This window comes from Yersinia canariae, from assembly GCF_009831415.1.
Classification (GTDB): Bacteria; Pseudomonadota; Gammaproteobacteria; order Enterobacterales; family Enterobacteriaceae; genus Yersinia; species Yersinia canariae.
On the sequence record NZ_CP043727.1, the window covers coordinates 2,331,880 to 2,346,564 of the forward strand.

Here is a 14,685-nt window from a genome sequence, read left to right on the forward strand (position 1 = left end):
TCTTGATGGCAGATGACCCATATGCAAAAAATGAAGAATGCAGTACAAAACTACGCCTGGGGCAGTACCGATGCGCTCACCGAGCTTTATGGTATTGAAAATCCACAAGGTCAACCCATGGCAGAATTATGGATGGGCGCACACCCTAAAAGTAGTTCTGAAGTTGCTGATGCAAAGGGTCATTGGCATTCATTGCGTGAGGTTATTGAGCAAAACCCAGAGGCCAATTTAGGCCACGATGTTTTCCAACGCTTCGGCGAATTGCCATTCCTGTTCAAAGTACTGTGTGCCGCGCAGCCACTCTCAATTCAGGTACACCCCAGCAAGGCCGCGGCAGAAATTGGCTTTGCCAAAGAGAATCAGGCCGGTATCGCGCTGGATGCCGCCGAACGAAATTATAAAGATGCCAATCATAAACCGGAGTTGGTTTATGCTCTTACCCCTTTCCAGGCAATGAATGGTTTCCGCACGTTGGATGATATCGAGGCCCTGCTCCAGCCATTATCCGCCGCTCATCCCGATATCGCGGCGTTTCTACGAGATCCTGACACTGAACACTTAGCCACATTATTTGCCAGTTTGTTAAGTATGGCTGGCGAAGAGAAAACGCGCGCTTTGGCTATATTGAAAGCGGCCTTAAATAATCAATTGGGTGAGCCATGGGATACTGTTCGCAGTATTTCGCGTTTTTACCCTGATGATAGCGGCTTGTTCTCGCCACTCTTGCTTAATGTGGTCACACTTGAGCCGGGCGAAGCCATGTTTCTGTATGCCGAAACCCCCCATGCTTATCTGAACGGCGTGGCGCTGGAAGTGATGGCCAACTCTGATAACGTATTACGCGCAGGGCTAACACCTAAGTTTATCGATATCCCTGAGTTAATGGCTAACCTGCAATTTATTCCTAAACCTGCGGCCACCCTGCTAACCACACCGCAACAGCAAGGTCACGAGCTGGTATTCCCCATCCCGGTTGAGGATTTTGCTTTCTCCCTGCATACATTAACGCCGGAACCACAGCCGCTGGCACAAAACAGTGCTGCTATCGTGTTTTGTATTCAAGGCCAGGCGGTCTTGCACAAACAGCAACAAGAAATCACGCTGCAACCGGGTGAGTCCTGTTTTATTCCCGCAAATGAATCGCCCGTTACGGTACAAGGAGTGGGTTCAATTGCCCGAGTTTACAACGCAGGGTGAACGAAGTGACTCATTTTGTTGTCTATTGCTGGCCTTTTGATGCAGCGATGGTTAGATTTCAATATCGCAATAAGTCGTTAACGTCGCAATAATGTTTGTGTACGGTTAATCTACGCCTATATTTATTTGGGAAATGTTGTTTCCTCACATATTCTATAGCGGCCTCAACGAGGTGACTCCATGGACGGGCCGAGTCATAAGAGCAGCCAACGCATACGCAACTTGAAGTATGACGGGTATTTTTTAACCAGTAACTCATTACCGCGTTCAACATAGTGAATTGGGTGTATTAGAAAAGGATGAACAGAACAATGAAAAAATCGTTAGTGGCTGTCAGCGTCATTGTCGTACTTGGCGCAGCATGGACTGGGGCCTCATGGTATACCGGCAAATTAATTGAACAACGTATGGGTGAATTGGTTAATAACGCAAACGACCAGATCAGAACTTTGTTGCCTAAAGCAGGTGTGAAGTTCGCCTATAAAGATTACCAACGCGGCCTGTTCAGTAGCCAGGTTCGCTATATATTACAATCAGATAGCACTGTCGCGGGTGAAAAAGCCTTAAAAGACGGTGAGGAAGTGGCATTCATCGAGACTATCGATCACGGCCCATTCCCTCTGGCGCAGTTGAAAAAATTCAATCTGATCCCAAGCATGGCCTCAGTACATACCGAGCTTGCGAATACTCCAGCATTGAAAAAACTGTTTGAAGTCACCAAAGGTCAGTCGCCGTTTACTGCGGATTCTCGCATTTCCTACAGCGGTGATACCTCTTCCGCCATCACGTTTATTCCTATTGATTATCAGCAAAACACCACCAATATGAAGTTCTCTGGGGCTAAAATTGATGCTGATGTCTCCCGTGATCTGCGTGATGTTAAAATGAGCGGCACCAGCGACAGCCTTGTTTTCGCTAGCAAAAATCAGTGGGATCAGCTTGAGCAATTTAGCCTGCAAGGGTTGGTGATTAAAAGTGATACCAACATTGGCAAGTTCGATCTCAGCATTGGCTCCCAACAACTCAATATCAAACAAATCGGTTTGAGCATTGATGGTAAAGACACCGCGACACTGGTTGGCTTTAATCTTAATACCCAGCTAGGTGAAACCGATAAAGACCTGAATGGTAAATTGACCTACCAGTTGGATGCATTAAAAATTCAGGATAATGACTTTGGTTCCGGCAAATTGGCTTTCGCGTTTAATCATCTGGATGGTCAAAGCCTGAAACAGTTCTCCAGTGCCTATAATCAGCAAGCTTTAAAAGCGATTCAGGCGGGTGAAACTCTGGATCCAGAAGCCTATCAACAACAAATGACCGAAATGCTGCTGGCGAACCTGCCGGCGTTGCTCAAAGGCAACCCGACAATAAGCATTGCGCCACTGAGCTGGAAAAATGCCAAAGGTGAAAGTACTTTCACTCTGGATATTGCGCTGACTGACCCCACTCAAGCCAAAGTGGGTGCAGAACCACAGCTCGCGCCGCAGTTTGTGAAAAAAGTTGATGCCACGCTGACCATCCCGATGGCAATGGCGACCGAGATGACAACTCAAGCAGCCCGTCTGCAAGGTTACAGCCCGGAAGAAGCACAAAAACTGGCACAACAGCAGGTGCAGGGCATTGCTGCCATGGGCCAGATGTTTAAACTGACCACCACCAAAGATGATGTGATCAGCAGCAGTTTCCACTTTGCTGATAATCAAGTCGACTTGAATGGCCAGAAAATGTCACTGCAAGAATTCGTTGGCCTGTTCGGTATGTTCGGCGGTGTACCTGCTGATGAAGATACCGGTGCGGAACCTGAAGAAGCAGCCCCTGCGGCACCAGCAGTAAAATAAGTTTTAACATCATGGCATTCAAGACATGAATAAGCGGAGCCTGATGGCTCCGTTTTTTTATCTAAAGAAGTCTGGGTATTCGCGGCTCGCGACAGTGATCGGCCGTGATCACGCCGACCCACGGCGGATCAACACCGGCGGTAATATGACGTTTTGCAGTTGTAAGTCGACACCCGCGATGCGCTGAAGTAACCGCTGCCCAGCACTGTAGCCAATTTCCCGGGCCGAACTGGTGATAAAGGTTAATGGCGGCTCTGTCAGTTCTGCTTCAGGGACATCACCAAAGCCTATCAATGCAACTTGCTGATCGAGATAAGTATCCACTCCGGCGCTGCCAATTGTTCTGCCGGTACGCAAAATACCGAAATAAGCCCCCAGCGCAACAGAAGCTTGATGGCATACTATGGCGCTGACATTGGGATGATGGCGTAATAGCGCCTCAGCGGCATCGGCTGCGGCCTGTTGTTGACCCTCACACTCGACAACCCACTCCGAACGAAACGGTAAACCATACTGCACCAGCGTGGCACAAAATCCCCCGAGCCGCTCAGCCCGCGTTAATGAGTGCGAATGTCCGCCAAGATAGGCTATTTGCCGATGACCTCGGCCAATCAGAAACTCGGTCGCCATTTTAGCGGCTTGCATATTATCTGGGCGCACCACATCCACCCCATCCAACACATTTGACCGTGCCGCACAAATCAGGGGAATATCATGCTCTGCGGCCTTTTCTTGCAGCCCCATCTCCCGTTTTGCGCCGCCGCCCAGCACCAAACCGTCCACGCCTTGATCAATAAGTGTATCAAAACAACGCAGTAACCCCTTTCCTTCCCGGCCGCTTTGCGTCAGGAACAGCAATTTACCTTCGGCCTCAATCGCCTCACTTAACCCGGCAGTCATTTCTGCGTAGAAGGGATCGCCAATATCGCGCACAATTAAGCCAATCACACCCGACTCCCCGCCGCGTAATTGCGCGGCCTGGCGGTTTCGCACATAACCTAATTGTTCAATGGCCTGATTGACCCGGTCGGCGGTTGCCGGGGAAATACGTCCTTTACCACTGATAGCTAATGAGACAGTCGCCACGGAGACGCCAGCCAATTTAGCCACATCGGTGATTGTCATTTTTTTAGTTGTCATAACCGCTGATAAGCATTGTTAACGTAGCCTTGTCAATCTCCGCACCTCAGCACGAAGTCCAATATCTCTGAGCAAATATTACACCCACAACACCCAAGTTATCCCTCGAAACAAGCTAAGTTAAACGTTTAATCTGATGATTTACTCTAATACAGAAATAGGATCCGTAATTGTGACTTGTCACTCATATTATCTCGGTTAAACGTTTTATCTTATTTTACCTCCAGACAGGGAGACGAAATAGTCGCCGTTATTTATCATCAAAATTCTGCAACGGCGTTTTTAACATCAGGTGTGTCAGTACAGGAGTCACTATGTCAGCGGCAAAAAAACAAAAAATTACGCTGTGGGAGTTTTTTCAGAGTTTAGGGAAAACTTTCATGCTACCGGTCGCCTTGCTCTCCTTCTGCGGGATCATGCTGGGGATCGGCAGTTCACTGAGCAGTAAAGATGTCATTACCCTCTTGCCATTTATTGGCCACCCTGCTTTCCAGCTATTGTTCACCTGGATGAGTAAGGTCGGTTCATTTGCCTTTAGCTTCTTGCCCGTCATGTTCGCCATCGCGATCCCGTTGGGCATGGCACGCGAAAACAAAGGCGTCGCGGCATTCTCCGGCTTCGTCGGTTTTGCTGTCCTGAATTTGGCCACCAACTTTTATCTCACCACCAGCGGTGTGTTACCCACAACCGATCCGTTGGTGCTTAAAACCCATAACATTCAGAATATTTTAGGTATTCAGTCCATCGATACCGGTATTTTAGGGGCGGTGATTGTTGGGATCATTGTCTATTTGCTGCATGAACGCTTCAATACCATTCGCCTGCCTGATGCATTAGCATTCTTTGGCGGTACGCGTTTTGTCCCAATTGTCACGACTGTGGTGCTGGGATTAGTGGGTTTATTGATCCCGTTGATCTGGCCTTGGTTCGCCGCCGGCATTAATGGTCTGGGCCGTTTGATTAATGGTGCGGGCATGTTCGGCCCCATGATCTTCGGCAGCGGCGAGCGCTTATTACTGCCGTTCGGCTTGCATCATATTTTGGTCGCTCTGATCCGCTTTACCGAGGCGGGCGGGACTATGGACGTATGTGGCCACAGTGTGAGTGGCGCGTTGACCATCTTCCAGGCGCAATTATCTTGCCCTACTACCACCGGGTTCTCAGAAAGCGCCACTCGCTTCTTGTCACAAGGTAAAATGCCCGCGTTTCTCGGCGGTCTGCCGGGGGCTGCACTGGCGATGTATCACTGTGCTAAGCCAGAAAATCGTCATAAAATTAAAGGGTTGTTGATTTCCGGCGTGGTGGCTTGTGTTATCGGCGGGACTACTGAACCTATTGAATTCCTGTTCTTGTTTGTGGCTCCGTTCCTGTATTTGATCCATGCCATCCTGACGGGTTTGGGCTTTACCGTGATGGCGTTACTGGGCGTGACCATCGGGAATACGGATGGCAATATCATTGATTTCGTGGTGTTTGGCATCCTGCACGGTACAGCAACCAAATGGTATTGGGTGCCCGTCGTTGCCGGGATCTGGTTTGTTGCTTACTACTGTATTTTCCGTTTTGCCATTCAGCACTTCAATATCAAAACGCCAGGTCGCGAGAATGAAACCACCGCCAGCAGTCAAGCGGAAAAAGCCGCCAGTAGCGGAGTGACCGGTAAGTCCGGCTATAACTCCCCTGCTATCTTGGCCGCGTTGGGCGGTGCCGATAATATTGTCTCTCTGGACAACTGCATCACGCGCTTACGGATGTCGGTGAAAGATATGGGGTTGGTGGATAAAGAAGCACTTAAAGCCAATCGGGCCATCGGCATTATTCAGCTCAACGACCACAATCTTCAAGTCGTTATTGGCCCACAAGTGCAATCAGTGAAAGATGAATTAGACTCACTGATAGGCAGTGGCCAATTTGCCACGGCATAATTTTGTTATCCGCTAAGCGCTGTGAGGGATGAATAAAGTCAAAGGCCAATCCTTCACTCACTGAGCTTAAGCCGTTTTGTCATTAACCTCTACGGGGTACTCAGGTGCCCCGTGATTAATAAGCGAGATACTGATGTTCGATTTCTCCACCCCGGTTGATCGCCATGGCACTTGGTGTACCCAATGGGACTATATTGCCGACCGCTTTGGTGCCGCTGATTTGCTGCCATTCACCATCTCAGATATGGACTTCCCTACCGCTCCGGTTATTTTACAAGCGCTTAAGCAGCGAATTGAACACGGCGTTTTGGGCTACAGTCGCTGGCAACATGAAGATTTTCTCGGTGCTGTCCGTCACTGGTATCAGCAGCGTTTTCAGTGTCATATTGATACCTCGATGGCGGTCTATGGCCCGTCGGTTATCTATATGGTGGCTCAGCTTATCCGCTGTTGGTCAGCACCCAGTGATTTCGTCGTCACACACACTCCGGCTTATGATGCTTTTTATAAAGTGATCCTCGGCAATCAACGCCAGTTGTTGAGCTGCCCATTGCATAAAATTGATAATCAGTGGCAATGCGATATGGCACATCTGGAAGCATTACTGGCACGTCCGCAAACCAAAATATTATTATTATGCAGTCCGCATAATCCAACGGGTAAAGTCTGGACACCGGGCGAGTTGGCGCAAATGGCTGAACTGTGTGAGCGCCATGACGTGAAAGTCATCAGTGATGAGATTCACATGGACATGACCTGGGATAATCAGGTTCATACTCCATGGAGCCAAGTGGGGCAAACACCGTGGGCCTTGCTAACCTCCGGTTCCAAAACATTTAATATTCCCGCATTAACAGGGGCTTACGGTTTTATCAGTGATGCCGTGACTCGTGATACCTACACCCAAATGCTCAAAAGCCGCGATGGCCTCTCTTCTCCGGCAGTATTAGCCATTGTCGCGCATATCGCCGCTTACCGGCAGGCAGAGCCTTGGTTAGATGAGCTGCGCAGTTATCTGCAAGCAAATCTGGCATATGTGGCACAGCGACTCAATGAAGCCTTTCCCGCATTAAACTGGCTGCCACCTCAGGCAACTTACTTAGCGTGGATAGATTTGCGCCCACTGAATATTGATGACCATCAATTACAAAATGTCCTGATCGAGCAAGAAAAAGTCGCCATTATGCCCGGTTTCACTTATGGCGAAGAAGGCCGTGGCTTCCTGCGCCTCAATGTCGGCTGTTCACGCAGTAAAGTTGAAGCCGGGATGGATAAACTCATTCACGGCATTCAGACTTTACAAGGAAAATAGCAAACCATTCGCCGTCAATATCGCCCTATTTTCAGCGCCTTTGATCAGGTAAAAGGCGCTGAAATGAGATATTAATCACTTTTTTATGCAACACGGTGGATATTTTCACTGTTTTGTTTTTATAATGTTCTGCACTTTACCCACAAGAACCTATTTTAAAAAGTGAGTGCACATATGATTGACTCCCGCCTTCCCCTGACTGACATTCATCGCCACCTTGACGGCAATATTCGTGCGCAAACTATTTTGGACTTGGGTCGCCAGTTCAATCTGTCACTTCCTGCTGATGAGTTAGAGGCTTTGCGCCCCCATGTCCAAATCATCCAAACTGAACCCGATTTAGTCAGTTTTCTGCAAAAATTAGATTGGGGCGTCGCCGTTTTAGGTTCTCTGGAAGCTTGCCGTCGAGTGGCTTATGAAAATGTCGAAGATGCTGCCAACGCCGGTTTACATTATGTCGAGCTGCGCTTCTCTCCATTTTATATGGCGATGAAACACCAGTTACCTGTCGCCGGTGTTGTAGAGGCGGTCATTGACGGTATTCAATCTGGTTGCCGTGATTTTGATATTGATATTCGCCTCATCGGCATTCTCAGCCGAACTTTTGGTGAGCAAGCCTGCTTGCAAGAGTTGGATGGGTTACTGGCGCATCGGGATGGTATTACTGCGCTGGATTTAGCCGGTGATGAGCTGGGTTTCCCCGGTGGTTTATTCCGCAGCCACTTTAACCGCGCGCGGGATGCTGGTTTGCGAATTACCGTCCATGCTGGCGAGGCCGCAGGCCCCGAAAGTATCTGGCAGGCTATCCGTGAGTTAGGTGCAGAACGCATTGGCCACGGTGTTAAAGCCATAGAAGATATTAAGCTGATGGATTATTTAGCTGAGCACAACATTGGTATTGAATCTTGTCTGACATCTAATATCCAGACCAGCACCGTCGCATCGCTGGCCACGCATCCCCTCGCCACTTTCTTGCGCCATGGCGTATTGGCATCAATCAATACGGATGATCCTGCGGTTCAAGGAATTGAAATTGCTAATGAATACCAGATAGCGGCGCCCGCGGCGGGCTTAACGGCACAAGAAATTCGTCAAGCACAGGAAAATGGCCTGACCATGGCATTTATCAGCGAACCAGAGAAACAGGCGCTACGCGATAAAATTCGCGGCTAAGCAGCCGGAGATAAAAGAGCGCGCATGACTAAAAAGTGCTGCGCGCTTGCTGGTGTGATGTTTGCAGGCATGATGTTTACTGGCGTGATTAAAGGAACGCGTCGACGGCTCACCCAAGGCATTTAAAACCAAGGGTGAATCCAACGGCGCGTTTCTCTTTCATTATTACGATGTTTCGCTTCTCTCCGCCGTGTGGGCTTCAGCACGCTCTCTGGCGACTCGTTTGGCGTAGCGCTGGGCTAATACCGCGCAAACCATCAATTGAACCTGATGGAATATCATCAATGGCAATACCATAACCCCCACTACAGAGGCAGGAAACAGCACATTGGCCATTGGAATCCCATTTGCCAGGCTTTTCTTCGAGCCGCAAAACACAATGGTAATTTCATCGGCGGTGTTAAAACCTAACCAGCGCGCAGCAAATATATTGACAACCAACACCACGGTCAGCAATACCATTGAGCAAACCAATATTGCCAGCAAAGACCAGCCATCGATTTGATGCCAAATCCCCTGCACCACCGCCTCACTGAAGGCGACATAAACCACCAATAAAATGGATGACCGGTCAGTAATATTAACCAGCTTTTTATGGCGCTCAACCCATTTGGCAATCAGTGGGCGTGATAAATGACCAACAATGAATGGCACCATCAATTGCATGACAATAGAACCAATAGCATGCAAAGTATCAGTGTCCCCTCCCTGTGTTTGCATCAACATGCCAACCAGAATCGGTGAGAGGAACACACCGAGAATACTGGACGCCGAGGCGCTGCATATCGCGGCGGCAACATTCCCCCCCGCCACCGAGGTGTAGGCGATAGCCGATTGAACCGTAGCGGGCAGCGCACACAGATAGAGGAATCCCAGATACAGCGTGGGCGTTAACACGCCAGGAACTAACACATTCATGCCCAAACCCAATAATGGGAATAACGCGAATGTGCTGAGGAATACCACCAAATGCAGTTTCCAATGCCCCATGCCGGAAACTATTGCTGCGCGGGAAAGCTTGGCCCCGTGCATAAAGAATAATAACGCGATGGCCGCAGTTGTCAGGTGCTCGAACCACACCTTAACTTCCCCCTCACAGGGGAATATTGAGGCAATAATAACAACCAATATCAGTACTAATAAAAACTTATCTATCCGTAAGCGTTGTAACCAAGACATGCCACAGTATTCCTTTAATGATACCCGTCATACTTCAAACTGCATGGGTGTTAGCTACGCACGCTCACTGGCAGCGCTTTTTTCTGTTGATCAGAGGCGATACCCAACTCAATCAGCTCCATCACCTTGATGGCTTCAGATGCCGGAACCGGATTGGCGGCAGTCCCCAAAATGGCATCGCGCACTCCAGCATAGTAAGCCGGATAATTGCCCGGTAATGTCAGTAAAGGTTTCTCCGCCAGAACACCGTCATGTGACAGTGTCACTACGCCATCTCGCATATCATAACCCCAATCCGCTTGCGGCAGACGTTCACCGGCTTTCAACCGGTCTTCCTGTGGGTCCAAACCAAATTTGATGTAGCTGCCTTGCAGGCCGTGGACAATATAGCGCGCGGTTTCTGCCGCCGCCAAAACCGTGCCGTGCAGCACAACACGCTGTTCCGGATAGCTGAGGATGGCATGGAAATAGTCAACGGATTGCGCACCCGGGCGCAGCATCCCTAAATCAACATTGAGGGTGTCTGGTAAACCAAACAGTTGCAGCGCTTGATCCAACAAATGGGGTGCCAAATCGTACCAAATGCCGCTGCCAGCACCGGCTTGCTCACGCCAACGCTGACGGATTTCCGGGCGATAGCGGTCAAAGTGGGATTCGAAATAGACCACTTTCCCCAGCGCCCCTTCTGCTAATAGCGTTTTTAATGTCAGGAAATCACTATCCCAGCGGCGATTATGAAACACCGATAAGAGCAGCCCAGCTTCATCTGCTTGTTTCTTCAGATCATTTGCTTGTGACAGTGTCACGGTAAACGGCTTATCCACCACGACATGTTTGCCGGCTGCTAGCGCCTGTTGCGCTAAAGGGAAATGGGTATCATTAGGAGTAGGAATGACGATGAGATCAATAGAAGGGTCATCAAATAAAGCTTGCGGGTCTGAAACAACTGTCATCGACGGCCAGTCAGCATGAACTTTACTAGCATCACTGCTAGAAACGCCCACCAGCTCCAGCCCCGGCGTCCCCATTATCAGTGGCGCGTGGAACGTTTTACTGGCGTAGCCATAACCCAGTAAACCTACTTTTATTTGTTCAGACATTGTATTTCCTCTTGCCCGGAATATCCGCTATTGATATCACTCGATTAGTCGATTTGACACCATGATGATTCCCGCGACAAGAGGTAATTTTTTACTTAACGTTATTGGCGGCGCTAAACCCGCACAATTGCTTCTGAATCATCCCGCCATTCCGGGTGGCGCAGACTGCGTTGCGGGTAGTTGGTTTCAATGCTGCGACGCCTGAAGTCACTAGGGCTAACCCCTACGCGCTTGCGGAAAACACGGGAAAAATAGAGCTGATCGTCATACCCCACCACGCGCCCAATGGTTGCAATGGGTTCTTGCGTAGTTTGCAGTAATAACTTAGCCCGGATAACCCGCTGGTCTTCGCGCCAGCGCAGGATATTAATGCCAACTTGCTCGCGAAACAGGTGGGCCAGCCTCGATGGTGACAAACAGACATGCCGCGCCACTTCATCAATACGCAATTCGCCCGCCAGATTACCGGTGATAAATTGGCATGCCTCGATAACGCGTGGGTCCATAATCCGCTGCGGGCTGAGGGGGTCTTCCTCCATGGCGCGCAGTAAGAGCCGCTCCAGCAAATTCATGCCTAACTCTTCACCAAAACGTCGGCCCGACTTTTGAGTTTGTTCTATATTGGCAAACAGCCTATCGAATTCCAGCAACAAATTGTTGTTAGGTAAGGATAAACGCCCGACTTCATGGGTTTTGCTGTGCCATTCTAACCAATCTGCCCAGTATGCCCGAGGCCGGAAATATACCCAGCGGTGATACCAGCAATCACTGTTGGGTGAGCGACCATAATAATGAGCCGCCTTAGGGGGAAAGAGCAGCAAGTCGCCGGGGTTGCTGTAAAATGTGTTTTCACCATCAAAAATCTTGCCCTGACCTTTAATGGTCAGATTCAGAATATAACCTTTCATGCCACCGGGCCGGTCGATAAAGAAATCGAGTGGTCCGTCAGCCAGAATCGGGGTTAATCCTGCGACCAGATATGCATTAAAGGTGTAGCCTGGCAGCAAGGGATTGGGTTGCGGTTCCTGAACCATTCGATGGTACATTGAGTCTCCTTAGCGTCCTTTTCTGGTGGATATGCGCTTATACCCACCATACTTCAGTTTATCGGGCAGATGTCAGACTGCCCGATAGCGATGACAGAATTGTGAGCCAGAGTGGATTTTTATGGACGTTTCTGTCACTCAAGCGCTTATACCGTCCGTTTAGCCAACTGTTTGTAACGGTCGAAGATAACCGCCGCCAGTAGGATTAAGCCGCGCACCACGTATTGGGAGAACGGCGAAATGTTCAGCAAGTTCATGGCATTTTCCACTGTCCCCAGAATCAAAATACCGGCGATAACGTAGGAAATTTTACCAATCCCACCTTTGAGTGATACCCCGCCGAGTACGCAAGCTGAAATGACGATCAACTCGTAACCAATCGAGGTCATCGGTTGGCCGCTGGTCATCCGCGAAGCCAAAATGATCCCCGCAGCGGCAGACACTAAACCAGACAGCACAAAGATAATAATTTTGGTGCGAACCACCGGAACGCCGGCTAAGCGGGCCGCATCTTCATTGCCGCCAATCGCCAAGGTGTTACGCCCAAAAGTTGTCTTGTTCAGCAGGAAACCAAACAGCGCCAGACAGCCAATGGTTATCCAAATCGGGGCAGGTAAACCCAGCCAGTTGGTATAGCCGAGTGCAAAGAAACGCTCATCTTCAATCCCCACCGCTTTACCATCAGAGATGATATAAGCCAGTCCGCGCACAATCTGCATGGTGGCTAATGTGGTTATCAAGGCGTTTATTTTCAGTCGGGCAATCACAAAGCCGTTTATCAAGCCGCACAGTGCGCCCAGTAATAACCCCGCACCGACCCCCAGCCACAAGCTTTCGGTCATATTGATCACTACCGCGGTGGTAACCCCAGCACAAGCAATGACGGAGGCGACGGATAAGTCAAAATCACCCGATGCCAGGCAAAATAGCATGCCGCACGCCACCATCCCCGACATCGAGATGGCCAGCCCTAGCCCTTTCATGTTGATAAAGGAGCCAAAGTTAGGCACAAAAATGACGCAGCCGATAAATACCACCGCGAAGACCACCAGCATGCCGTAGCTATCCCAAATACGCGAAAGGCCGAATCCCCCTCGCGCGGCAGTGTCTTGAGGTGGCTGCGACGGGCTCTTCTTATCTGAATTCAATGTTACGCTGGATATAGGTGCATTCATTACAATCTCCTTCACAATCAGGCCACCGCAGGTGCGGTGTCCGTCGCAATATTTGGGGTACGTAGCATTGCCAAACTGAGCGCTTGCTCTTCAGTGGCATCACCGTGTTCTAGCTCACCGGAGATAGCCCCTTCACGCATCACCACAATTCTGTCTGCCAGACCAAGAACTTCCGGTAAATCACTTGACGCAAACAGCACCGCAATGCCCTGTTTCGCCAGCGTATAAATGACGTTATAGATTTCATGCTTGGCCCCGACGTCAATACCGCGCGTCGGTTCATCCAGCAGAATCACTTTCATATCCTCGGATAACCAGCGGCCTAAAATGGCTTTCTGCTGATTCCCCCCGGAGAGATTCATAATCAACTGCTGGGGGCCAGGTGTTTTGATATTCAGTGATTGAATGCGGATCGCCGCATTTTCCCGCTCCCAACGATTATTAATCAGGCAACCTGCCGTCAGTGTTTTGCGTCGGGCGCTGATATTGATATTGTCCTGTACCGAATGCACCGGAATGATGCCATCTGCTTTGCGATCTTCCGGGCATAACATGATCCCGGCGGTAATCGCATCAATTGGCGAGCGAATAGTCAGTGGTTTGCCATCCAACAACACTTGGCCGCTGGTCAGTTTGGTGCCACCAAATAGCCCTTTAAGCAATTCACTGCGCCCGGCACCAACCAGCCCAAACAAGCCGACAATCTCGCCTTGATGCACGGTTAAGCTAATGGCAGATTTCACACCAATGGCTTTGACGTTTTGCAATGTCATGCGCTCAGGCCCGATATCACGGGGCTGATAACCATAAATATCCCCCAGATTGCGCCCGACCATGGCTTGCACCAGTGAGTCATTATTCACCTGAGCCATGTCCTCAAAAGTCCGGACATAGCGGCCATCTTTGAACACGGTAATGGCATCACTCAGCGCAAATATTTCTTCCATACGATGAGAAACATATAAAATGACCCGCCCTTCGGCGCGTAATTCGCGAATGACGCGGAACAGTTGTTCAATTTCTCTGGCGGAGAGCGAACTGGTCGGCTCATCAAAAGCAATGATTTTGGCATTACGGGCCAGCGCTTTGGCAATTTCCACCATCTGCCATTGGCCGATGGAGAGATATTTCAGTGGGGTGTCGGGGTCAATATCCAGTCCGAGATGTGAGAGCTGCAAACTGGACTCATAGCGCAGCAATTTGCGGTCAACCATGCCCATTTTGGTCGGCAATTGGCCCAGATAGATATTTTCTGCCACGGTCATTTCGGGAACCAAATGCAGTTCCTGATAAATAATGGCCACGCCGGCGTCCAGCGCCTCAGTGGTATTGGTAAAATTAACCGCTTTGCCTTTAATGCGAATTTCACCCTGAGTTGGGGTGTAATTGCCACTGAGAATTTTTAGCAAGGTCGATTTCCCTGCGCCATTCTCCCCCATCAGGGCATGAATTTGCCCGGCCTGACAGGTAAAACTGATGTCATCCAGCGCTTGAACACCGGGGAAACTTTTTCCGATGCCACAAAAAGCCAGATAAGGTGACTGTTCGGCTTCCAGCTCGGCTTGTAACGCAGAATGGAGTGCTGACATGATGGCTT

General features: G+C 49.7%; 11 protein-coding genes. 5 read left to right on the top strand and 6 right to left on the bottom strand.

Annotated elements, in window-relative coordinates; translation table 11 throughout:
• The first annotated feature begins 21 nt into the window (after positions 1-21).
• The gene (manA, locus tag F0T03_RS10780) at positions 22-1,197 is read left to right on the top strand and encodes a mannose-6-phosphate isomerase (RefSeq protein ID WP_145553418.1); all 1,176 of its coding nucleotides are present in this window, start codon (positions 22-24) and stop codon (positions 1,195-1,197) included.
• A 311-nt stretch (positions 1,198-1,508) separates the two neighbouring features.
• On the top strand, positions 1,509-3,038 hold the full coding sequence (locus F0T03_RS10785; RefSeq protein ID WP_159678299.1) for a YdgA family protein: 1,530 nt from the start codon (positions 1,509-1,511) through the stop codon (positions 3,036-3,038).
• Between the two features lie 108 nt (positions 3,039-3,146).
• Here the strand turns inward: F0T03_RS10785 and malI are convergent, their stop codons facing one another.
• On the bottom strand, positions 3,147-4,178 hold the full coding sequence (gene malI / locus F0T03_RS10790) for a Mal regulon transcriptional regulator MalI (RefSeq protein WP_159678301.1): 1,032 nt from the start codon (positions 4,176-4,178) through the stop codon (positions 3,147-3,149).
• 314 nt (positions 4,179-4,492) lie between these two features.
• Between malI and malX the strand changes: the two genes are divergently transcribed.
• From malX to add, 3 genes are all read left to right on the top strand, one after another.
• Positions 4,493-6,103, top strand: a complete 1,611-nt coding sequence (gene malX, locus F0T03_RS10795; protein ID WP_145553412.1) for a maltose/glucose-specific PTS transporter subunit IIBC — start codon at positions 4,493-4,495, stop codon at positions 6,101-6,103.
• A 133-nt stretch (positions 6,104-6,236) separates the two neighbouring features.
• Positions 6,237-7,415 carry a MalY/PatB family protein gene (locus F0T03_RS10800; protein ID WP_159678303.1) on the top strand — a complete coding sequence of 393 codons (1,179 nt, stop codon included), beginning with the start codon at positions 6,237-6,239 and terminating at the stop codon, positions 7,413-7,415.
• A 174-nt stretch (positions 7,416-7,589) separates the two neighbouring features.
• Positions 7,590-8,588: an adenosine deaminase gene (gene add / locus F0T03_RS10805; RefSeq protein WP_159678305.1), complete on the top strand. Its 999-nt coding sequence runs from the start codon at positions 7,590-7,592 to the stop codon at positions 8,586-8,588.
• A gap of 165 nt (positions 8,589-8,753) precedes the next feature.
• On the opposite strand, the gene F0T03_RS10810 is transcribed toward add, so the two are convergent.
• From F0T03_RS10810 to araG, 5 genes are all read right to left on the bottom strand, one after another.
• Positions 8,754-9,767: a bile acid:sodium symporter family protein gene (locus F0T03_RS10810; protein WP_159678307.1), complete on the bottom strand. Its 1,014-nt coding sequence runs from the start codon at positions 9,765-9,767 to the stop codon at positions 8,754-8,756.
• A 50-nt stretch (positions 9,768-9,817) separates the two neighbouring features.
• Positions 9,818-10,867 (bottom strand): oxidoreductase, encoded by a 1,050-nt coding sequence (locus F0T03_RS10815; RefSeq protein WP_145553404.1) that lies wholly within the window; start codon positions 10,865-10,867, stop codon positions 9,818-9,820.
• Positions 10,868-10,980: 113 nt separating this feature from the next.
• The gene (gene araC, locus F0T03_RS10820) at positions 10,981-11,913 is read right to left on the bottom strand and encodes an arabinose operon transcriptional regulator AraC (protein WP_145553402.1); all 933 of its coding nucleotides are present in this window, start codon (positions 11,911-11,913) and stop codon (positions 10,981-10,983) included.
• 146 nt (positions 11,914-12,059) lie between these two features.
• On the bottom strand, positions 12,060-13,076 hold the full coding sequence (araH, locus tag F0T03_RS10825) for an L-arabinose ABC transporter permease AraH (protein WP_159680821.1): 1,017 nt from the start codon (positions 13,074-13,076) through the stop codon (positions 12,060-12,062).
• Positions 13,077-13,105: 29 nt separating this feature from the next.
• The gene (gene araG / locus F0T03_RS10830; protein WP_159678309.1) at positions 13,106-14,677 is read right to left on the bottom strand and encodes an L-arabinose ABC transporter ATP-binding protein AraG; all 1,572 of its coding nucleotides are present in this window, start codon (positions 14,675-14,677) and stop codon (positions 13,106-13,108) included.
• Positions 14,678-14,685: the final 8 nt, after the last annotated feature.